Annotated in this window: 21 protein-coding genes; 3 read left to right on the top strand and 18 right to left on the bottom strand. The window is 65.3% G+C overall.

Annotated features, from left to right (window positions below):
* Window positions 1-7: 7 nt before the first annotated feature.
* From MU558_RS07485 to MU558_RS07505, 5 genes are all read right to left on the bottom strand, one after another.
* Window positions 8-805, bottom strand: a complete 798-nt coding sequence (locus tag MU558_RS07485; protein WP_246973608.1) for a helix-turn-helix transcriptional regulator — start codon at window positions 803-805, stop codon at window positions 8-10.
* Between the two features lie 514 nt (window positions 806-1,319).
* Window positions 1,320-2,090: a PGF-CTERM sorting domain-containing protein gene (locus MU558_RS07490; RefSeq protein WP_246973611.1), complete on the bottom strand. Its 771-nt coding sequence runs from the start codon at window positions 2,088-2,090 to the stop codon at window positions 1,320-1,322.
* Between the two features lie 36 nt (window positions 2,091-2,126).
* On the bottom strand, window positions 2,127-7,328 hold the full coding sequence (locus MU558_RS07495; protein WP_246973614.1) for a S8 family serine peptidase: 5,202 nt from the start codon (window positions 7,326-7,328) through the stop codon (window positions 2,127-2,129).
* 524 nt (window positions 7,329-7,852) lie between these two features.
* On the bottom strand, window positions 7,853-8,974 hold the full coding sequence (locus MU558_RS07500) for a class I SAM-dependent methyltransferase (protein ID WP_246973624.1): 1,122 nt from the start codon (window positions 8,972-8,974) through the stop codon (window positions 7,853-7,855).
* On the bottom strand, window positions 8,967-10,097 hold the full coding sequence (locus MU558_RS07505; RefSeq protein ID WP_246973645.1) for a 60S ribosomal export protein NMD3: 1,131 nt from the start codon (window positions 10,095-10,097) through the stop codon (window positions 8,967-8,969). The genes MU558_RS07500 and MU558_RS07505 overlap by 8 nt, the downstream gene beginning before the upstream one ends.
* A 471-nt stretch (window positions 10,098-10,568) precedes the next feature.
* On the opposite strand from MU558_RS07505, the gene htpX reads away from it, so the two are divergent.
* Together htpX and pspAB are read left to right on the top strand one after the other, a co-directional pair.
* On the top strand, window positions 10,569-11,459 hold the full coding sequence (gene htpX, locus MU558_RS07510; protein ID WP_246973647.1) for a zinc metalloprotease HtpX: 891 nt from the start codon (window positions 10,569-10,571) through the stop codon (window positions 11,457-11,459).
* Between the two features lie 39 nt (window positions 11,460-11,498).
* Window positions 11,499-12,113 (top strand): PspA-associated protein PspAB, encoded by a 615-nt coding sequence (gene pspAB / locus MU558_RS07515; RefSeq protein ID WP_246973649.1) that lies wholly within the window; start codon window positions 11,499-11,501, stop codon window positions 12,111-12,113.
* Here the strand turns inward: pspAB and MU558_RS07520 are convergent, their stop codons facing one another.
* The gene (locus tag MU558_RS07520; protein ID WP_246973653.1) at window positions 12,114-12,851 is read right to left on the bottom strand and encodes a hypothetical protein; all 738 of its coding nucleotides are present in this window, start codon (window positions 12,849-12,851) and stop codon (window positions 12,114-12,116) included.
* Between the two features lie 232 nt (window positions 12,852-13,083).
* Between MU558_RS07520 and radA the strand changes: the two genes are divergently transcribed.
* Window positions 13,084-14,115 carry a DNA repair and recombination protein RadA gene (radA, locus tag MU558_RS07525; protein ID WP_246973654.1) on the top strand — a complete coding sequence of 344 codons (1,032 nt, stop codon included), beginning with the start codon at window positions 13,084-13,086 and terminating at the stop codon, window positions 14,113-14,115.
* Between the two features lie 139 nt (window positions 14,116-14,254).
* Here radA and MU558_RS07530 read toward each other — a convergent pair whose 3' ends face one another.
* From MU558_RS07530 to MU558_RS07585, 12 genes are all read right to left on the bottom strand, one after another.
* Window positions 14,255-14,650: a hypothetical protein gene (locus MU558_RS07530; RefSeq protein WP_246973664.1), complete on the bottom strand. Its 396-nt coding sequence runs from the start codon at window positions 14,648-14,650 to the stop codon at window positions 14,255-14,257.
* Window positions 14,651-14,721: 71 nt separating this feature from the next.
* Window positions 14,722-15,144 (bottom strand): Fe-S cluster assembly sulfur transfer protein SufU, encoded by a 423-nt coding sequence (gene sufU, locus MU558_RS07535; RefSeq protein WP_246973666.1) that lies wholly within the window; start codon window positions 15,142-15,144, stop codon window positions 14,722-14,724.
* Between the two features lie 136 nt (window positions 15,145-15,280).
* The gene (locus MU558_RS07540; protein ID WP_246973667.1) at window positions 15,281-15,583 is read right to left on the bottom strand and encodes a DUF8015 family protein; all 303 of its coding nucleotides are present in this window, start codon (window positions 15,581-15,583) and stop codon (window positions 15,281-15,283) included.
* Between the two features lie 114 nt (window positions 15,584-15,697).
* Complete coding sequence (locus MU558_RS07545) at window positions 15,698-16,945, bottom strand: aminotransferase class V-fold PLP-dependent enzyme (RefSeq protein ID WP_246973669.1); 1,248 nt, start codon at window positions 16,943-16,945, stop codon at window positions 15,698-15,700.
* Window positions 16,946-17,048: 103 nt separating this feature from the next.
* Window positions 17,049-17,891: a DUF8054 domain-containing protein gene (locus MU558_RS07550; RefSeq protein WP_246973671.1), complete on the bottom strand. Its 843-nt coding sequence runs from the start codon at window positions 17,889-17,891 to the stop codon at window positions 17,049-17,051.
* 117 nt (window positions 17,892-18,008) lie between these two features.
* The gene (locus MU558_RS07555) at window positions 18,009-18,767 is read right to left on the bottom strand and encodes a sensor domain-containing protein (protein ID WP_246973673.1); all 759 of its coding nucleotides are present in this window, start codon (window positions 18,765-18,767) and stop codon (window positions 18,009-18,011) included.
* Window positions 18,764-18,916: a hypothetical protein gene (locus MU558_RS07560; RefSeq protein WP_246973675.1), complete on the bottom strand. Its 153-nt coding sequence runs from the start codon at window positions 18,914-18,916 to the stop codon at window positions 18,764-18,766. The genes MU558_RS07555 and MU558_RS07560 overlap by 4 nt, the downstream gene beginning before the upstream one ends.
* Window positions 18,913-19,266: a DUF7521 family protein gene (locus tag MU558_RS07565; protein WP_246973677.1), complete on the bottom strand. Its 354-nt coding sequence runs from the start codon at window positions 19,264-19,266 to the stop codon at window positions 18,913-18,915. Before MU558_RS07565 ends, MU558_RS07560 begins: the two co-directional genes overlap by 4 nt.
* Window positions 19,267-19,444: 178 nt before the next feature.
* Window positions 19,445-19,759 (bottom strand): DUF7521 family protein, encoded by a 315-nt coding sequence (locus MU558_RS07570; protein WP_246973678.1) that lies wholly within the window; start codon window positions 19,757-19,759, stop codon window positions 19,445-19,447.
* Window positions 19,760-19,764: 5 nt separating this feature from the next.
* Window positions 19,765-20,106: an ArsR/SmtB family transcription factor gene (locus tag MU558_RS07575; protein ID WP_246973681.1), complete on the bottom strand. Its 342-nt coding sequence runs from the start codon at window positions 20,104-20,106 to the stop codon at window positions 19,765-19,767.
* A 179-nt stretch (window positions 20,107-20,285) separates the two neighbouring features.
* On the bottom strand, window positions 20,286-20,579 hold the full coding sequence (locus tag MU558_RS07580) for a DUF424 domain-containing protein (RefSeq protein ID WP_246974873.1): 294 nt from the start codon (window positions 20,577-20,579) through the stop codon (window positions 20,286-20,288).
* Window positions 20,580-20,584: 5 nt separating this feature from the next.
* Window positions 20,585-21,346 (bottom strand): tetratricopeptide repeat protein, encoded by a 762-nt coding sequence (locus tag MU558_RS07585; RefSeq protein ID WP_246973686.1) that lies wholly within the window; start codon window positions 21,344-21,346, stop codon window positions 20,585-20,587.
* Window positions 21,347-21,411: the final 65 nt, after the last annotated feature.

Genomic DNA, 21,411 nt, shown 5'->3' on the forward strand with positions numbered 1-21,411 from the left:
GCCGTCGTCAGTCGGACGTGATCGCGGCGTCGGCCGTGACCCGCGTGGCGCTCTCCCGGAGGCGCTGGTAGCAGTCCGTCGCCCACGCCCGCAGGTCGGGATCCGTGCTCTCGACGACGGCGACCAGTCGCCGCCGGTCGTCGTACGCGCCGAGAAAGACTCTCTCGCCGTAGATCGTCGTTCCCATCGACGGCGTCTCGTCTGTCGCGTACAGTTCGTAGTTGTCGAACTCGAGCGACTCGCGCAACTGTCTCGGATACTGGTCGGCTACCGCCCGCAACGTCGCGTTGCTGATGACGAGTTTTACCGTCGTCTCCCCTCGAATGATCGGCTCGTGGACGTCGATGAACTGGCGGGTGATGACCGGCGTCACGCCGTAGAACTCCTCGCCGTCGGCCGTCGCGAGTCCGTCGGCGTACCGCTCGATCGGCCGGTGGGGGTTCTCGTCGCTTTCTGTCTCGAGGCGCGCCCCCTCGAGCCACTCGAGTTCGATCTCGGGAGCGTCGTCGACGCCCTCGAGGAACGCCTCGAACCGGTCGAGCGTTCGAAACCGACGCCTGGCGTCCTGGTACGTCTCGAGGGCGAGATCGCCGGTTCCGGTGATGGCGTACCCGTCGTCGACTCGCCGGACCCAGCCCCGGTCGACGAGTTCGTTGAGCGTCCGGTGGACAGTCGTCCGCGAAGAACCCGTGTGAGCGACGAGGTCGGCGGGCTGGGCAGGTCCCGTCGTGAGCCGCTCTATGAGGGACGTTCTGACGGGCGATCCGGCGAGGAATCCGATGTCGCGGTCCGGTTTTTTGCTCATAGGTCGACATTTCTCAACGACTGAATAAATCGTTGTGATCTGGTTGATACGGACGGTTGTCGTCTCGTTCCAGTGATTGCGTATCTGTGTCCGCGAGGGCCGGGACACAGGTACACCCATTCGTCTGACGTCCAGCCACGGTGAGCCGTGAGTTCCAGCTACATCTCACGCGAGATCGGTGAGACACCCCACAACGAGTAGGACTGAACGGAGGCGCTCGTCTTCGCACTGTCAGCGTAGCCACTCCCGATCGTAATGAACGCTACCGCGACGCTGGTCAAAAGAGATACGAGGCGGACCAGGCGACCATCGAACTCACCATCAGCGCGGCAAACAACAGGGCGATGATCTGGTTTCTGTCCATACATTCCGTTTCGCCGCCGGCAGTATGAATCCCACGGTGGGCGACGCTCCGGCTGCCACTCGAGTGCCGCCACGGCGCTAGCGGCGACCGCCGTGATTCTGCCGCCTGCCACCACGGTCGGACGGCCCGGAAACCCGTGGTGGCTGACCGTTATCGTCGCCGGTAGACGACGCCGGCAAACGACAGCAACGCGATCAGCGCTCCGCCGATCTCGAAGCCGGGCATCGGCGACCCGTCGCTTTCGCCGTCCGTTTCGGACTCGTCGTCGGTGGACGCGACAGTCGTCTCGTTGGTCCGTTCGCTCTCGCCGTCAGATTCGTTGCCGCCGGTCGACTCGTTGCTGGCCTCGTCGTCGGAACCGTCGTTCTCCGCATCCGGCTCGTCGTCTCGTTCGCTCTCGTCCGCGTCCCTGTCGTCAGGCTCTCCGCTCTCACCGTCGTCGCTCTCCTGTCCGCCCGGCAGTCCGATCGGTTGCCCCTCGTCGCTGTCGTTCTCCTCGTCGGGATCGTCTGCTGGCACGTCGCCGACGGACAGATCGAGTTCGGTGATCGTGCCTGCTTCCCACTCCGCCGTCGCGTCGACCTGCTGGCCGTCCACGTAGAACGTGATCTCGGCTCCTGCGTCGCTTTCGTCGCCGCTGACGACGAGCTTCTCTGCAGTCGCACTCGAGTCGCCGTAGCTGCCGTTTTCCGTCGTCGTGCTGGCGCGCTCTTCACCGTCGATCATCGCGACGACCTCGGTGCCGTCCGGCGCGAGCTCGCCGTCGACGTACACGTCGCCGTAGAACGCCGCCGGCGGTGCTGGCGGCCCGTCGTCACTCGCCGCGACTGGCGAGCCAGCGACGCCCGCCACCACGACCGCCGCGATCGCGATCACCGCAACTACCCTTCGCAGGCCGTTCGATCGGTTTCGTTGGATCATGTGTTGTGTCGTACGAAAAATGGTGTTCTCGAGTCGCTAGCCCGCGATAGGTGCGGTGACAGTGACCTTCGGCGACGGATCGTCGCTCGCGAGTCGCTCCCGCTGTGCTTCGACGACGGCGTCCTCGCCCATCGGTCCACCGACGAACCGCTCGACGAACAGTTGCCTGAGAGCGTCTTCCGTCGCCGTCTCGACGAGGTCTCGGTGTTCGGCCGGCGCGTCCTCGAGGATCGCCGTCGCCGTCTCGTTGAGAGCGCGTCGTGGATCGTCGCTTTTCTCGAGTGCCTGCTCGAGGTCGTGGAAGACGACCTGCGAGAGCGTCGCTTCGACGACATCGCGGTCTCGCTGGTCGGCTCGCTCGAGGATGTCCTCGACGGACGTGTTTTCGCTGTCGGCGTCGGCGAACTGGTCGTCGACGCCGAGACGGTCGTACAGGTCGTCGACCGTCGGATCGGCACCGATGCGTGCGGGCATCGTGCCGTCGGTCTCGCTGTAGACGAAGTAGCCCTCGAACGCACTGACGGTCGGACTCTCGTCGTCACCGAAGACGTAGGTTCCCTCGACGCCGCTTGCGGGGCCGAGCTGACCGTCCGGCTTCTCGAACATCGACATCAGTAGTCCCGGCTCGAACGAGCCGACGCCGTAGGCGTCGTCGGCGCTTCCGTACACCGGTGCCGAGACGAAGTTCCACCCCTCTTCGATCGAGTACTGGGCGGGACCCGGCGGCACGTTCTCCGGGCTCTGGAAGTCGAGTGTCAGCCTGGTGTCGGTCTCGGCGACGACCAGCATCGCGTTCAGCGACGCGACCGTGTCGTTGCCGGTGAGCATCGACCACGACTGCGACTCGGCGTCGAAGCCGTAGATCGCGCCTTCGAAGTCGTCGTCGACCATCTCGCTGATCGGCGTCTCGGACGGTCCGGGGACGCCGACGGCGTACGTTTCGCCGCCCTCGAGGCGGAGGTCGACGCCGATCTCGCTGGTCTCTCCGGGTGTCGTTTCGAGGTCGTCCGGCGTCGTCGTGAGGAACGGCTGGTAGACGACGCTGCCGATCTCGCCGTCGACGACCGCGATCGACTCGTTGCCGGTGCGATCGCCGACGAAGTTCAGTCGGGCGTCGATCGCGCCCGGTTCGTCGGTGTAGCTGCCGTCCGTGACGTCGGTCAGCGCGTGGAACGGCACCGTCGATCCGGAGAGGTCGTTGTAAGTCAACGCGGCGATGTCGCTCGCGTCGAAGCCGCTGTAGGCGTCGAACGCGAACCCGTTCTCCGCGGCGAAGGTGTTGTTGGTCGCCGTCACGCTCGGGCCGCTGTCGACGAACAGTCCCGACGTGGCGTTCGCGACGTTGTTGTCGCTGACGAACAGGTCGTACCCGAGGATGCTACTCGTCCAGATCGCCGCGTCGGCACCGTCGATGCTGTTGTTGACGATGCGACTCTCGCCGCTCATCCAGTCGACGTAGATGGCGTCGGCGTCGACGCCGGCGAGGTCGTTGTTCGCGATCGTCACGTCTCCTGTGCCGTCCGTGTGGATTCCGGGCGTGTTCGCCGCCAGCCCGGAGAGATCGCTGTCGGCGATCGTGACCTTCTGGGAGTTGTCCATCCGGACGCCGTCGAACATGAAGCTCCCGGCGTCGCCGATCGAGACGTTCTCGATCGTCACGTTCGTCGCCGGCCCGCCGTTCCAGTCCGTGCCGACGACGGTCGAGGCGTCGTAGCCGACGACGTTCTCGACGTGGACGTCTGAGACGCCGGCGTCCAGAAAGATGCCCGTGACGCCACCTGCTTTCACGTCGGTCGCGGAGAACCCGCTCGCGCCGTCTCGAACCTCGATCCCGTGGAAGATCGGTTCGTCTGCCGACCCGTTGTCGACGTTGACCGTGAGGCCGTCGACGTGCACGTCGTCGCCTTCGACCATCATCACCTGGCCGCTCGTGCCGTCGCCGTCGTAGTTGACCGTCGGAGTCGCGTTTTCGGCTGCGCGAACCGTCACGCCGTCGGTGTCGACGACGACGGCTGCGCTGCCGACTCCGTCGTAGTCGGTGTCGTTCTCGTCGTACGTCCCCGCTTCGACGACGATCTCGCCGCCTTCCTCGACGATGTAGGCTGCTTCGGTGAGCGTCTCGACGTCGCCGTCGCCGCCGGCGTCGACGTCGAGCGTGTCGCCCTCGTAGACGGCCGTCGGACCGGTCGTCAGCGTCGTCTCCTCACCGTCGCCGGTGACGAACGTGTGATCGAGCGAGAGCGTCCCGGCGTCGGCGTCGTCGGCGACCTCGACGCGAATGTCGTACTCGCCGGTCTTCGACGGATCGTAGGCGCGCCACTCGCCGAAGGCGTTGATGGTGTCGCCGACGTACAGCGTCAGGTCGTCCTCGTCGATCGTACTCTCCTCGGCGACGTCGACTTTGACTTTCTCCAGGTCCTCGACGGAGACCGTCGCCGTGACGCTCTCGCCGGGGTCGACCTTCTCCGGCTGTCCCTCGAGTGGGACGACCGGCGGTGCGTCGCTCGCGTACTCGACGGCGTTCGCGAGAATCTGGTCGGCGTCGTCGGCGAGCATCGACTGGTCGACGAACGGACCGATGCCCAGCGAGGACGCCAGCACCGTTCGACTGAACGGGTCGGCCGCGAGACCGGTTCCGGAGGGCGCAGTCGCACCTTGCGTCTGCACCGTCGCGAGATCGGTCCCGTCGTAGATCCCCTCGTAGTCGTCGAAGTAGCTGTGGAAGCCACCGAAGAAGACGATCGGTGCCGGCCGACTGACCGTGATCGTCTCGCCTTCTTCGGCGACGCCGTCGAGGATCTCGTGGTCGGTCTCGACGGTGTAGGTGACGTCGGGTGCGCCGAACGTCGACGCTGCGCCCGCAGTCCCCGGATCGCCGATCGCTTCCGACTGGTCGGCGATCGCGTTGCTCGCGTCTCCGTACTGGTCGAGGAGGATCACACCGGTCTGTGGCTCGTTCGTCGCCTCGACGAACGACTCGGCGAGTTCGTCGTCGCCGTCGAAACTCTGGACGACGTAGACGTCGTACGCCTCGTCGTCGACGGCCGACAGCAACTCGTCGGTCTCGATCAGTTCGACGTCGAACCGCGGGTGAACGGTTTGCTCGAGGTACGACTCGAGCTGGGCGCCGTACGCGCCGTCGGGCGCGTCGACGACGGCGACGTCGGTGAACTCCCCGACGACGTAGGTCGGGCCCGTCGTCACCGTCGTCTCGTTGCCCAGTCCCGAGAGCGTGTGCGTCAACTCCACGTTGCGCGTCGCGTTCTCGCTCGCCTCGACGGTAACGGTCAGTTCGCCGGTGTAGGGATCGTCGAACTCGACCGGCTCGCCGAACGTCGCCGACGTGCCGTCGACCTCGAGCGAGAGGTCTCCCTCGTAGTCGCCGCCTGCCTCGATCGTCGCCGACTCGAGGTTCGCGACCTCGGCGGTGACGGTAAACTGCTGACCGCTCTCGATCGAGTCGGGCTGGTCGGCCAGCACGCGCGCGTCGAACGCATCGGCGAGCGTGACGTTCTTCTCGGTGACGTTGTCCTCCTCGACGGTGACGGTCGTCGTCACGCGCTCGTAGCCGAACGCGTCGATCGTCACGTCGTACTCGCCGGGGGCGGCCCGGTGGAAGTACGTGCCGTTCTCGCCGGTCGTCCGTGGAACGCCGCCGAGGACGACCGTCGCGCCTTCGATCGGCTCTCCGTGCTCGTCGGTCACCGTTCCCTCGACGCCGCTGTCTGCGGCGACGCGGTCGGTGGCGGCCTTGGCGTCGACGATGCCGTGGCCGTATCTGACGTCCTGATCGTCGTCTTCGCCGTCTGGTTTCCAGGCGGTCTCCTCGAGGCTCGTCTTGACCAGTTCGGTGTCCGGCTCGTCGGCCGACGCCGAGAGCATCAACGCGATGGCTCCCGAGGCGTGCGGGGCCGCCATCGACGTCCCAGAGAAGGTGTCGTCGTAGCCGCCTCCGGGAACCGTGCTCTTGACGTTGACGCCGGGGGCGGCGACGTTCGGCACGACGTACTCGTCTGGCCACTCGTCAGGTGCGTCTGACCCCCAGGCGGATTCGGTCTCGATGCGTTCGCCACTCGAGAAGTCGGCGATGTCGGCGTCTTCGTTCGACGCGCCGATGGCGAACGCCTCGTAGACGTTCGCCGGGGAGCCACTCGATCCCTCGCCGGTGTTGCCGGACGAGGAGACGACGATCGTTCCGGCTTTCTCGGCGTTCCGGACGGGTTCGATCATCTCCGCGTAGTAGCCGTTTGCACCGAGACTCATCGAGATGACGTCGGCGTCTTCGTCGACGGCCCACTCCATGCCGGCGATGATCTGGGCGAACGAACCGGAGCCGCCGTCGAGCACCTTCCCGTGCATCAGGTTGGCTTCGGGCGCGACGCCGACGTACTCGCCGCTCGCGTTCCCGCCCGCGACCGTCCCCGAGGTGTGGGTGCCGTGTTCGGCGGAGTCGTACGGCTCGCTGTCGACCTGGTTCCCGTCACCGTCGAACTCTGCCCAGCCACCCGGGTAGGTAGGGTCGTCCGGGTCCTCGGTGTAGAGGTCGATGTCCTGATGCGACGCGTCGACGCCCGTGTCGAGGACGGCGACGTTCGCGCCAGCGCCCATCGTGTCGTACTCGTCCCAGACGGCAGTGGCGTTGATCTGCTCGAGGCCGTAGGTCGTGTTGTATTCGGCACTCGAGACGTCGGCCACGGGTTCGGGAACTTCGACTTCGAAGTTCGCGTGTACGCTCGTGACACCCTTCTGGGCGACGAGTTCTCGAACGTCGACCTCCCCGGTGTCGAGCTCGAGGAGAACGGCGTTTGTGAGCCAGAACTGCTGTTTTAGCTCGACGCCGTCGGTCGACTGGGCGTAGTCGACGACGGGCTGTTGGGACTGTTCGGCGTGTGTCTGCAGCTCGTCGACGACCGCCTCCGTGGACGCGGTCGTGGCGAGCGGCAACTCGAGTTCTTCGACGCGAACGACGACGTCGACGGTGCCGTTGGCGTCGACCACCGCGTCGTCGACGGTCGCCCGATCCGACCCGATCGACCGATCGGTGCTCGAATTCGATTGCTCGGTTATCGCGTACTGTTCGTCAGTCGTGGAGGGGACATTCGATAGCAGGTCCGGTGTCGTCTCTCCGCCCGACGATCCGGTCGCCCCTGCGACGGGGGCCATCACGGAGGTGATCATCAGGGCGGCGATCACCAGCGCTATGGCTCGAATGGCCTCGTCTCGTCGTTCGTTGCTCATGTCTCGATTGCGTCGACACGTATTCTCTCGGGAACGTGTCACGCAAACCAACTGTCCACACTCTCTTACTTAATATATGTAGAATTTACAACCAGTTGTACTATATCTCTATCCGAATCGATCACCTCCTACAAACGATGAAGGAGCCACTAGCTATGGCTATAGGTAATAGCTTCTTCTCTCGATATTTGTTTATAGATAAAAGCTAATACTGTAATACGACTCAGGCAAAATACAAGCAATCAGATGTTAAATACAGGCGATAATATTAGACTTCTTTAGGTTTCCGACTTCGATACGGGTTCAACCGAAGTATCTACAATCGTTACAACGTTTATTCGTGACCGCATTGCCGGCTTTTTCATCATGTGTTACACTTTCCTCTCGCCGTAACTCGAACACGTTCGCGCCACGCTCGACCCCGCCCGCCGGATGGGTCCGGTCATACCGTCTGCTGTTCGTCAGTCCCGGCACACTCGCCGGACAGTTCGGGGGTTTCGAGAAACAGGGAACAGCAGGCAGCATCAGTCGACGCGAGCGTCTACGACGACGTGTGCCACGCCCGCGCTGTGGCTCTTGACTCGTCGCTTCTCGAGTACCTCGAGCGAGCGTCCCGCCGCGTCGACGGCGGACTCGAGTCTGGCGAGCGGCCGGTCCCACAGCTGCGACTCCGGCGTCGCCTCGTGGTAGTGGAGGACGCCGCCGGACGTGAGTGCCTCGAGTGCGTGGTCGAGAAACTCGTGTGCTTCGTCCGTGCGCGTACCGTGGCCCGTCTCGTCGGTACCGTCGGCACTGCCGTAGTAGCCCATGACGACGCGGTCGGCCTCGAGGTCGCTCGCGAGGTCGCGACAGTCGGCCCGGTAGGCGTCGACTCGCTCGCTGACGTCGTTGAGCATCGCGTTCTCGAGGAGATATCGGAACGCAGTCGGGTTGATCTCGGTCGCCGTCACCCGCGCGCCGGCGCGGGCCATCGGCAGTGTGAAGTAGCCGATGCCGGCGAACATGTCGAAGACGTGCTCGTCGTCGGCCGTCGTCTCGCCCATGCGGACGCGCTCGGCCTGATTGCCCGGCGAGAACATGACGTTCGCGGGATCGAGAGCGTAGCGTGTCCCGTGTTCCGCGTGGATCGTCTCGGTGTCTCGCTCTCCCGCGACGTGTCGGCGCTTGGGTTCCCGATACGTCCCCGACTCGCCGTCGTTTTCGATCCCCTCGTCCGCGAGTACGGCGTCGGCCTCCCCGTGGAACTCGAGCAGCGCCTCGCCCAGTGCCGTCTCGTCGGGACAGTCGTCGGGAATCCGCACGAGGACGACCGAGCCGATCACAGCCCACGACCCGGGAACCGCCTCGAGGTCGTCGTCGCTCCAGCCGCGCTCTCTGAGGACGTCCTCGAGGTCTCTGGTTCGGAAGTCGGGGTCGATCTGCCTGATCACCTCGCGAACGCGGGTCTCGCTCGGCGGTTCGCTCACCGGCAGGGCGACGGTCTCGGAGTCGTACTCGCGGACGCGTCTCGAGTCGTCGTAGACGCCCTCGGTCCGCAGGGACTCGATGGCGGTCTCGGAGCGTCGTTTCTCGACGACGGCAGCCAGCGGCGCGTCGGCCTCGCCCGCGAGCGACGGCGCGGGGGCGTCGTCCTCGCGCTCACGCATCGGTCTCGGTCTCGTCGGGCAACACGTGGAGTCCGGCGCGACTTTTCAGCACGGGGACGGTCTCGGTGTCCGGGTCAAAGTAATCCGGCCGTGCGACGGTCTTGGCCTGGTAGGTTTCGGGATCGAGCACCTGCACGGCGTTCTCGTCTTCGACGGTGACGACGGACGTCTCGACGGCGTCCTCGAGCGTGCCGAGTCGTCTCGCGTCCGGGGAGTTCCCCTCCTCGTAGCCTGCCTCGTACCGCTCGCCGGTCGTCACCCGGGTTCCCTTGAGATTGCCGTGGGCGCTGCGGACGAGCACGGGGCCGTCCCCGTCGTCTCGCAGGTCGATCACGTCGCCCGGCGTGTACGGTGGCAGGCGGACGGCGAACGTCACGCGGTAGACCTCGTTGCCGTCTTCGTCCTCCGTGACGAGGGTTTCGGCGTCGGTGACGGTGCCGCCGAACTCCTCGACCATCTTGTTCGCGATCTTCTTGCCGATCTTGTTGGTCGAGACCTTGATGTTCAGCCCCTCGTCGACCTCGCCGACCTCGGTGACGAAGGCGTTGCGATCGCCCGTCGCTTCCATGTCGGCGACGACCTGGTTCGCGATCTCTCGCGCCCGGTCGGTCTCCTCGGTCGTCGGGGTGCGGTCCTCGGCGCGAATCTGGACGATGCTGGCGTAGTAGTCGCCCGCGATCCGGCCACATCGGGTGCAGGTCTGCCGGGAGATCTTCACGGGTATCGTCACCTGCTCTTCGACCGGCGTCCCGCGGACCACGCCGGTGAAATAACAGTGCATCCGGATCGTGTTCTCGTCGACCTCCTCGGGTTCGACCTGCCAGGCGACGTCGTCGACGTCGACGTGCACGCCGAGGGCCTGGCTCACCTCCTCGATCGCGACGTCGGTGTAGTCTTTCGCGCCGACGTCGACCCAGCGGTTGCCGCGGTAGACCGCGCCACACTGCGAACAGACGCGGACGTCGATCCGCTCGGGCGCGTCGACGAACTCGAAGTCCTCGAAGTAACAGGCGTCACAGAGGTCGACCTCAGCACCCGGTCGCAGCGGGTCCGACGCGCCGCTCTCGGTGCGGTCGGGCACCGGATCACCACAGCGAGGGCAGAACGCACGCGACTCAGTCATTACCCACGGTACGTGACCGATCGAGTTAAGCGACCCGTTCGCTCGAGCGCTATGCAGTACCACGGTTTCGTGCGAAATCTCCACACGAAACGCAGGGGTCCGATCGCATCCCAATTCTCACCCGCGGAAAACTCCACCCGAAACGAGGGGGTTGCGGCCACGGTACACGGCAGGTCGTCCCGTCGGCCGTGAGCGTCGCCGACTCGAGTTTGTGGTCGCTCGAGACGGCCACGTATCGCGGTTTTTGCTCGAACGAACTGATCGTGGAACGAGTCGTCGCCGTCGCCGTCGGCTCCGGAACCGATCGGTCGAGAGACGAGTCTGACGGTCGTCGGACGGTTCACGGGTTCGACCTCGTCAGACGGAGCCGCGTGGGGTGGTCTCCACGCGAAACGACGGGGGTCCGGATCGTCGCCCCGAGTGGCGGTCGCTTCGGCGACACTTATCCCGCCTCGGCACGTATCGTCGCCTATGGAGTGGCAGACGGACTGGGGATTGCGGTTTCGGATGTTCCTGACGATGTTCCTGCTGTTCGCCCTGTTCATCGTCTTCGCCGGAGTGATCACCGCCTACGTCGATGGCGGCCTGTTCGTCTTCGCGCTGCTGTTCGCGAGCTTCTCGTTCGTCCAGTACTACTTCAGCGACACGCTCACCCTCCGGAGCATGGGCGCGAAGACGGTCTCGGCCGACGAGTACCCCCAGCTGCACGCGTCGATCGAACGGCTCTCCCAGCAGGCCGACCTGCCGAAGCCGAAAGTCGCCGTCGTCGACAGCCGGGTGCCCAACGCGTTCGCAACCGGTCGCAACCAGCGCAACGCCGCCGTCGCGGTGACGACGGGGCTGATGCAGACGCTCGACCGGGAGGAACTCGACGGCGTCCTCGCGCACGAACTCTCGCACGTGAAAAACCGCGACATGATGGTGATGACGATCGCCTCGTTCCTCTCGACGATCGCGTTCATGATCGTCCGCTGGGGCGCGTTCTTCGGCGGCGGCCACGGTCGCGGCGGCCGTAACGGCGGCGGTGGTGGGATCGTCGTCGCGATCCTCGTCTCGCTGATCGTCTGGATCGTCAGCTACCTGCTGATCCGGGCGCTCTCGCGGTACCGCGAGTTCGCCGCCGACCGCGGGGCCGCCGCCATCACGGGCCGACCCTCGGCGCTCGCCTCCGCCCTGCTGAAGATTTCCGGGGAGATGGACAAGGTCCCGAAAGACGACTTGCGCGAGGAAGCCGAGATGAACGCCTTCTTCATCATCCCGATCAAGTCCGGCGTCGTCGGTCGGCTCTTCTCGACCCATCCCTCGACCGAACGCCGGGTCGACCAGCTCCGCCAGCTCGAGCGCGAGATGGAAGCCGCCTGATACGGATCGTATTAAGGAACTGCACCCGTCAGTGGACCTATGGGACTGCTCGACGGACTCCGTGCCGTCCTCGGCATTCGCGCCGAGACGGACGCCAGCCGCGACGCCGACCCCGAGGATCTCTTCGGGATGAGCACCGCCTATCTCACGATGGGAGCCGACCTCGGCTACGACTTCGCCGGGGCCGGGGCGCTGTGTTTCGCCGGCGTCGACTCGAGCGACTTCGCCGAAACCGTCGACGACGTCGAGGCCATCCTCGAAGCCGGCAGCGAGGAAACTGGCAGCACGTTCTCGCTGACCGAGGACGACCACGGCTACCACTGGGTCGTCATCGAGGACGACGATCCCGAGGACCTGATCACGAGCCTGCACTTCGCCGCCGACACGTTCATCGAGCGCGGCTACGGCTCGCGACTGCTCGCCGCCGTCTTCGCCTTCGAGAAGCCGGACGACCCCGATGGACGTGCCTACTGGATCTACTCGTTCCGTCGCGGCGCGTTCTACCCCTTCGCACCCCGCTCCGGTCGGAACCGCGACTCGAGCGCCGAGTTCAAACTCGAGTCCGTCCTCGACGGCGAACTCGAGGTCGAACCGGAGAAGGAGTACTGGTACCCGCTGTGGCCGAGCGCGAGCGGCCGTCACCCCTGGGAGTGATCACTCGTCGATCGTGATGGTCGTCGTCCACTCGAACTCGAGTGCCTCGAGTCCCGGCCCCTCGATCTCGCAGGTTGCGAGTAGCGACTGGGTGCTCGTCGTCTCGCCGGTCCACGTGGCGTAAAAGCCGCCGCCGTCGCCGACTCCCGTGCCGTCGGCCCGCGGTGCGACGGTCCCGCCCGCCGTGGGGAACTCGACTCGCGGTGTCGCCACGTCGAACACCCCGATTCCGACCGCGGCCGAGCCGTCACGTCCGGCGTCGCCCGCCGGTGCGTACTGTCCCATCGAGAACTGATCGGTCGAAAGAGCCACGCCGGTTTCGATCCGCTCGACCGTCGGCCCGTCGGCGGTCGGCCGAACACCGCTCCAGAACCAGAGGTTGTACGTCCGCGTCTCACCGCTCGCCCGGGCCGGGTTCTCGTAGACTGCGAGCAGGTGGTCCGTCTCGAGTGACCCCTCGTCGACCGTCTCCGCGTACCCTCCGCCGACCAGCTCGAGTCCGTGGTCCGGTTCCGTCATCGCCGTCCCCCAGACGCCGTGCTCGCCGTAGTCGGCGATCGACTCGTCGATTCGCGCCGTCGTCTTCTCGGGCGATCGGAGCTCGCTGCCGGTCACCGAGTGCGTCTCGTCGACGACGTCGCTGGCGGCCAGCGGATTCTCGAGGCAGCCGGCGAGACCGACGACGCTGCCGGTCGCGACGACGATGGTCTGGAGGGCTCGTCTGCGGGTGCCGTTCATCGGCTCTATTTCTGGATTGCTGATAGTTAAACTATCGCAGTCGAGGATAGTCACCCAGTGTGATTCGACGACCGAACCGTCCCGCTCGAGCGGCGACAGATCGACTCGCGCCGCTCGTCTTCCTATCTAAAGGTGCCCGTTCGCCTCGAGATGATCCCCTCGCCACCTTGCACTTTCACTTTCACTCCCCTGTTAACGAGGCTTTATATGGTGTCCGGCGCAACGACCGACCATGGCAGACGTAGACCTCGAGACCCTCCCCGGCGTTGGACCGGCGACAGCAGACAAACTTCTCGACGCGGGCTTTGACTCCTTCCAGAGTCTGGCCGTCGCGTCCCCCTCCGAACTGTCGAACACCGCTGACGTCGGCGAGTCCACGGCAGCGGACATCGTCAAGGCCGCTCGCGACGCCGCCGACGTCGGCGGCTTCGAGACCGGCTCGACGGTCCTCGAGCGACGGAACAAGATCGGCAAACTCTCCTGGCACATCGACGAGGTCGACGACCTGCTCGGCGGCGGGATCGAGACCCAGTCGATCACCGAGGTGTACGGCGAGTTCGGTGCGGGCAAGTCCCAGGTCACCCACCAGATGGCCGTCAACGTCCAGCTCCCCAAGGAGGTCGGCGGGCTCCACGGCAGTGTCATCTTCGTCGACTCCGAGGACACGTTCCGCCCCGAGCGCATCGACGACATGGTCCGCGGGCTTCCCGATGAGGCGATCGAGGCCGCCCTCGAGGACCGCGAGATCGAGGGCTCGCCGGACGACGAGGAGGCGATGGGCGAACTCGTCGACGCCTTCCTCGAGAAGATCCACGTCGCGAAGGCGTTCAACTCCAACCACCAGATGTTGCTGGCGGAGAAGGCGAAGGAACTCGCGAGCGAACACGAGGACGGCGAGTATCCCGTCCGCCTGCTCTGTGTCGACTCGCTGACCGCCCACTTCCGTGCGGAGTACGTCGGCCGTGGCGAACTCGCCGACCGCCAGCAGAAGCTCAACAAGCACCTCCACGACATCGACAAGGTCGGCAACCTCTACAACGCCGCCGTCATCGTCACGAACCAGGTCGCGTCGAACCCCGATTCGTTCTTCGGCGACCCGACCCAGCCCATCGGCGGGAACATCCTGGGCCACAAGTCGACGTTCCGGATCTACCTCCGCAAGTCCAAAGGCGACAAGCGGATCGTCCGCCTCGTCGACGCGCCGAACCTCGCCGACGGCGAGGCGGTCATGCGCGTCCAGGACGAGGGGCTGAAGCCGGAGTAACCCGAGCTACGCCGTCCTCGTCGCGGCAAAGCGCGATCCGACGAAATTGGAAGCGAACCGACTGGAAACGGCCGAAACCGACGTGAACGGACCCCGCCACCGAAGCCACGCGACTCGAGCACTCCGTCCCGTCTCCGGGTCAGCGCTCGAGTGCCTCGAGTGCCGCCCGCCGGTTCTCGACGACGCCCTCGATTCGGTCTTTCTTGTCCTCCGGATCCTCGAGTCCCTCCAGCCAGTAGATCGCGCTGTAGAACGCCACCAGGCGGCCGATCTCTGCCTCCGTGAGTAGCCCGAGGTCGGCCGCTGCGGATTCGTAAATCACGGGCTCTTCGACGCGTTCAGTGACGCGCTCGTAGCTGCCGTCGGCGACGAACTCGTCTACGTACTCGTAGGCCTGCAGTTCCTCGAGGAACGCTCGCCGGAGTCGGCGGGTGGCGTCGCGTTCGCGCTTCCAGTAGAGGAGGTACGAGCCGGCTGCCGTGGCGATCGCACCGACGATCGCGCCGAGCACGAAGCCGACGGCGGTGTCGACCATACGGACGTCATGCGAGACCGACGGGTAAGCGTGTGGCCGGCGACGAAAACGCGAGCGACTTCAGCGGAAAACTAGTCTTCGGTCGTCGTCGTCTTCTCCTTGTCGAGTTCGCCGCGATAGATCTCCGCGCCGTCCTGTGCGACCTTCTCGGCCAGCACGGCGCATTTGACCCGCATCGGCGAGATGTCGACGCCGAGCATGTCGATGACGTCGTCGCGATCCATCTCGAGCAGTTCGTCGACGGTCTTGCCCGCGAGTTTCGTCGAGAGCATGCTCGCCGAGGCCTGGCTGATCGCACAACCGTCCCCGGAGAAGGCGACGTTCTCGATCGTCTCTCCGTCGTCGGCCAGACGGATGTCCATGCGAATCTCGTCGCCACACATCGGGTTCTCGCCGACGTGGCTGAACGTCGGATCCTCGAGTTCCCCGTAGTTGCGGGGGTTCTTGTAGTGGTCGAGGATCTGCTGTCGGTACATGTCCGAGCCAAGTCCCATCGTTGAACACACGTAAGGAAGTGTGCTGTAAAAGGATTCCGGGGCAAGTAGCGACACGCGTACCTGCGGACGGTCGTGCTTCGCGACGACGGTCGACAAAAATGACCAACGGTCCGGTCTCCGAAACGGCGACCAGTTACGTCGGTCGATCTCGCTCGCGTGGTCGCTGGGTAGTCGGCGAACGATCCGTCACCTCCTGGTCGACGGGCGGGTGCAGGAACACCGCGTCGGCGATCGCAGTGAGGCCGACGACGGCGGCCAGGGCGAGCGCCCAGGCCAGCGGAACACCCGCCACGTGCGCGACGACCAGCGCAACCGTGAACGCAAGCGGTACGATCCCGAGAACGAGATCGTATCGGGTCGCCGCGGTGAGAACGTCGACCAGGGTCTCGAACGGGTCCCTGTCCGTGCCGGGACGACCGATGGTTCTCTCGTGCATCGTTCTCACCTCGGCGAGGGAACGTACGACTTCCACGCTGAAGAATAACGTGTTAGATTCCACGAGAGGGGCTAATACCCCCTCTGCAGTCGCAACCGGCCGTCTCGACGGAAGTCAGGCGAACAGCGTCCGCGCGTCCTCGAGCGCCTCGACGAGCGCGTCGATCTCCTCGCGGGTGTTGTAGACGTAGAAGGACGCACGAGCCGACGCGGCGACGCCGAGTTTGTCGTGCAGCGGCTGGGTGCAGTGGTCGCCGGCGCGGATCGCGACGGCGTGGTCGTTCAGGATCGAGGTGAGGTCGTGGGCGTGGACGCCCTCGAGGTTGAAACTGACCAGGCCGCCTCGCTCTGGTCCCGGTTCGGGGCCGTAGATCTCGACGTCGTCCTCGGCGGCGAGTCGGTCGTAGGCGTACTCGGTCAGGGTCTCCTCCCTGTCGCGAACCCGCTCCATGCCGATCTCCTCGAGGTAGTCGACGGCGGCGTGGAGGCCGACCGCCTCGGCGATCGGCGGCGTCCCGGGTTCGAACTTCCAGGGAACGTCGCCCCACGTGGAGTCCTCGAAGGTGACCTTTCGGATCATGCCGCCGCCGTAGTGGTAGGGCTCGAGGGCCTCGAGGATGTCGGCTTTCCCGTACAGACAGCCGATGCCGGTCGGTCCGACCATCTTGTGACCGGAGAAGGCGTAGAAGTCGGCGTCGATTTTCTCGACGTCGACCGGCCGGGTGGGGACGGCCTGTGCGCCGTCGACGAAGATGTACGCGTCGTGGTCGTGGGCGATGTCGGCGAGTTCCGAGACGGGATTTACCGTCCCGAGGGTGTTCGAGACGTGGACGACGCTCACCATGGCGGTGTCGTCGGTGATACACTCGCGAGCGTGGTCCATGTCGAGTCGGCCGGTCTCGTCGACCCGGACGTACTTGACGTCGGCACCCGTTCGCTTCGCGATCTGCTGCCAGGTGACCAGCGAGGCGTGGTGTTCCATCTCCGTCAGCACGACCTCGTCGCCAGGGCCGAGTTCGGACAGCCCCCACGAGTACGCGATCAGGTTCTCCGATTCGGTGGTGTTCTTGGTGAAGACCATCTCCTCGCGGCCGCCGCTCGCCCCGACGAACTCGGCGACCCGGTCGTGGGCGTCCTCGTAGGCGACCGACGCTTCCTGGCTCAGGTGGTGGATGCCACGGTGGACGTTCGCGTTGTACCGCCGGTAGTAGTCGCTCATCGCCTCGACGACCGGCTCTGGCGTGTGGGTCGTCGCCGCGTTGTCGAGGTAGACCACCTGCTTGCCGTCTACCTCCCGCTCGAGGATCGGGAAGTCCGTCCGGATCCGCTCCACGTCGAGATCCTCGACGTCCTGTTGACTCATTACTGGCTAGGAAGAACCGCAGACAAAACACTCCTTCGGTCGCGGCCGTTTGGATGGGAAAGACCGGTCGACGACCGATCGCTCGCTGTTCGAGCCACACCCCTCACTGCGTGACTTCGATGACTCGCGCCCCGCAGTCGTCGCAGGTGATCGCGTAGACCTCGTGTGCCCGACAGCACGATTCGACGGTTTCCTCGCCGATCGAAATCTCCCCCTCGCAACTCGGGCATCGCTCGACGAACACCCGGAGACTGGCGACGAGCTGGCTCTGGGTCTCGAGCGGGAACGTCTCCCAGTCGGCCAGCCGCGTCTCGAGGACGTCGAACCCGGCGAGGTCGGCCAGCAACGCGGCGTCGGACTCCCAGCGGCCGGCGCGACGACCGTCGACAGTCACGAAGACGTGACTCTCCAGGTCGCGGTGTCGAACCCGCTCGGGATCGATGTCGAAACGGTCAGCGAGTTGTTCCTGTCGGTCGCCGCCTCGCAAATCGTCGATCCGCGACCGGAACTGCTCGGCGACGTCGTCGGCGAGACAGAGGTCGGTCCCGTCGACGCAGTCGGCGACGACGCCGGCCTCGAGGAGCACTCGCTCGGGATCTACGTCCTCGTCCTCGACGGCGTCGGTGGCGTCTCGCTGACGCTCTTGGGTCGCCCGCTGGTCGACGGCGGGTGAGGCGGGTGCCTTCTCGAACTTCGCCAGCAGCCACTCCGGGAAGTAGCGTTTGGTCAGCGTGGGCGTGCCGGGGACGAGGTAGCCCCGCAGGTAGATTGCGAGCAGGGAGACGAGGCCGACGACGATCCCCAGCGGCGGCGAAACGACCGCGGTGACGATCGCGAGGGCGACGGCGATCGCGACGTTGACCACCGTACACGGCGGGCACCTGTTTTCACCCGTGTACTCCGGCCGTCGAAATCGATCGATCGTGCGTGACAGTCTCGATTGCATACTGCTTGCGAGGACGCGAGCCGACAAAATTCCCGTGGTCGTTCGCGGTCGCGCGTGGCCTTGCACTGGTCCGTGACGGCTCGTCCGGCTTTCGTCCAGTCGATCGCGTTGGCGCGCTCACTTCGAGCGGAGTTCGGAGATCACCGACGGCTGTGTCCGTCGGAGTAGCAGTTCGGCGTACCGCGCCTGGAGCCACGCCAGCCCGTTGAACAGGTGCAAGACGACGATTCCCACGACGACGCCGACGATCGAGACGACCAGCGCATCCCCGAGCGAATCGGCGTAGTTCGAGATGACTTCGCCCCCGGCGACCGTGATCGTCGAGGAGACGTCGACGGCCCACTCGTCGTGCTGGTAGGCGATCTCCGGGACGACCTCGATCGGATTGAGGACGTGGATGCCGATCTGCTCGTTCTGGTAGTGAAGCGGTGCGGTCACGAGCGTGAACGTGACCGAGAGGCCGGTGACGACGACGACGAACGTCCCGATACCGATGAAGAACCTGGAAAAGAGGAAGACGAGCCCTCTCCACGGCCCGAGATCGAAGACCAGTCGCCACGCACGTTTGCGAAGGTCCTCGGGCGGTGCCGACGTCGGTATCTCTGCGTCGAGCAGGCTCGAGGCGAGCCACCGCTCGAGGGCGGTCAACTCGATCACGACGAACTGCATGGTGAGCAGCATCGGAATCCCGACGAGGAGGACGACGAGGGCGGCCGACGTGATCCCCCCTGCGACCAGGAACACGAAGTACGCGAGGCCGAGCGGGAACGCGAGCGAGAGATACAGCAGGCTGTAGTACGTCTGTTTGCGGACGACGACTCCGACGAACCAGCGACAGGTCCGGCGGAAGTCGCCTGCGAGTTCGCTTGCGCTCATTCGACCTCACCTCGCAATCTGCCGGCTGTTCGTCGCTCGAGGTGTCGGCACGCGTCCGTCTCGCGACCGTCTGTGGACGCGGCGAGGATCGCCCCTCGTTTCGCCTGGAACGGGCCGGGACCGGTTCCGGGGTGACAGTCGGCGGTCATGGTCGATCTCGAGGTCGCGATCGGTTCGGTCGCTTGAACGAGCGGACGATGGCGAGGAGTCCGAGCAGGTGACAGGCGGTGATCGAGAGCAGCACCTGCGCGTCGGTCGCCGACAGCAGCAAGTCGATCGTATACGAAAGGACGAACGGAACGGTCGTGAGGAAGACGACGCCGATGGCGAGAAATAGCATCGGCCGGCTGTCGTTGCGGACGTAGCCGCGGTAGGCCGTCCACGCGACGATCGCGCCGAGGATCGCGCTGGCTGCTCCCACGAGGAAGATCGTCGTCCACTCGTCGAACGTGGCCGTGGCTGCCACGGATCCGGCGGTAGTCCTCGCGTCGACGTTCACGACTCCCACCTCCACTTCCCTAACCTCACATTCACCTCCACTTCTGGTCTCGAGGCCGTCGGACGTCCACAGCGCCCGTGACGGCCCGCGACGACGGAGCGAATGAGGGGGATCGCACTGCCGTCGCCGTCTGCCGTCGTGGTCGTCATCGTAGTTGGGGTCATCGGTATAGTCGTGATCACGGTCGTCCGTACACCGCATAGAGAATCGCCGCGAGGCCGACGATCTCGCTGCCGGTCGCGGCGACCGTCGTCAGCAACTGGGAGGTGTCGGTCAACGTCGGTACCAGGAATCGGACGACGGTCGGAACGGCTGCGAGTAGCGTGATGCCGAGTGCGAGCCAGAGCAACGCCGGATCGCTCGCTCGTCGGTACCCACGGTAGGCCCTGTTCGCGATCCACAGCGCGACGACGAACGCGACCGCCCGGCCGAGAAGCACGAGCACGGCGGCGGTTTCCGCGCTTGTTCCCGTCTGCAGTGGTGTCCAGTCCATGGCGATCACAGATCCTCGAACAGCCGGGTGAACCGATCCGCGGGGTCTTCTTCGCGACGTCGAACCTCGAGATCCATCTCGCCGTCGGCCACTTCGATCGCCACGCGCTCGAGTCGCGTACTGTACACTTTGTAGTGATGCCCGTCCGGGTCGAGTTCCTGGTAGGACTCGACGAAGTCTCGCTCCTCGAGGCGGTCGATTCGTCGATAGATCGTCGGCGGCGACGCATCACAGCGCTCGGTAAGTCGATCGACGGACATCGGTTCGTCGCTCGCTTCGATGAGGATCGACCTGGCGTACTCGTCTTCGAGTAACGCGAGTATCTCGTCTTCCTCATCGTCTGTCATCTTCTCGTTAGTATGGACAGATAATATAAAAGCACCCACAGTTTCTCCCGGTGAAACCGTGGGTTCGGGCCATTATCGTCTCCTCTCGCGGCACTCGAACCCCCGGCTGATGACTGCGATCGGAACTGACGGACCGGAGAAACGGTCTGGCGACGTCACCGACGTCCCCGTCTCGGATCCTAGTACATCCGTAACAACTGCGCGTGACGTGTCGACCCCACCTCGAGGACGTTCGCCTCGTCGACGAAGCCCTCCCGGACGGCCAGTTCGACGGCGTCGGTACCGACGATGTTGGCGACCGTCGCCCGCGAGAGGCTGTCGACGACGACGCCGTCGTCGACCTCGTCGCCGCCGTAGAACTCCTCGGTGACGGTCAGCGAGACCTCGCCCTCCTCGAATGTCTCGCCTAAAATCTCGCTGTCACAGACGGCGACCAACAGCCCTTCTTCGGTTTCGCGCTCCTTGACGAGCATTCGGCTCATCCCTGAAGTTGCTCTCGCTGCTCGACGAGTTCTTCCTCGGCACGTTCTCGCATCTCGTTTGCCTCCTCGGCGAGCTCTTCGGCCTCGTCGTACTCGCCGAGTTCCTCCAGGATCTCGGCTTTCTCCTCGAGTACCTTCGCGTTGCGCATGCCGAGTCGGATCGTGTTGTCGATGCAGTGGAGGGCGTCCTCGACCAGACCACGCTCGGAGAGGAAGAACGCGCGGTTGAACCAGCCCTCGGCGAACCGCTCGTCGATCTCGACGGCCCGTTCGGCGTGCTCGAGTGCCTGTGCGGTCTCGCCGAACTCCCAGAGCGCGTAGGCGAGGTTCGTCTCCGCCGTCGCGGCGTGTTCGCTCGAGTCGTCGATCTGCAGCGCCTCGCGGTGTGCACCGATCGCCTCGTCCCACTCCTCGAGTTCGGCGTGGGCGACGCCCTTGTTCACCCACGCCTCCTGCTCGAGGTCGTCGGCGGCGGCGAATCGGGCGGTTCGTTCGAACGCCTCGGTCGCCTGCTCGAAGCGATTGATCTGCATGTAGTTGAGGCCGACCTCGAGCAGCTCTCCGGCGTCGACGTCGTCGAGTGCGACGTTGCGCTCGTCGAGCAAGTCGGTCACGACGCGGGAGTCGACGGGGTCGACCTTCGCGGGGTCGACGCCCAGCTCCGGCGGGTCGAGGTCGAACTCGTCGTAGGGATCGTCGAAGCCGGCACCTTCGGAGAACTGGTGCTCGTGGTCGCGATCGCCCTCTCGTTCGGTCATCGACGCGAAATTGGGCCGCGTCCCGGTTAAGGTCTGCGCTCGCGACCCGTCGGATCGCTCGAGCG

Origin of the sequence: Natribaculum luteum (assembly GCF_023008545.1) — an archaeon.
GTDB classification, from domain to species: domain Archaea; phylum Halobacteriota; class Halobacteria; order Halobacteriales; family Natrialbaceae; genus Natribaculum; species Natribaculum luteum.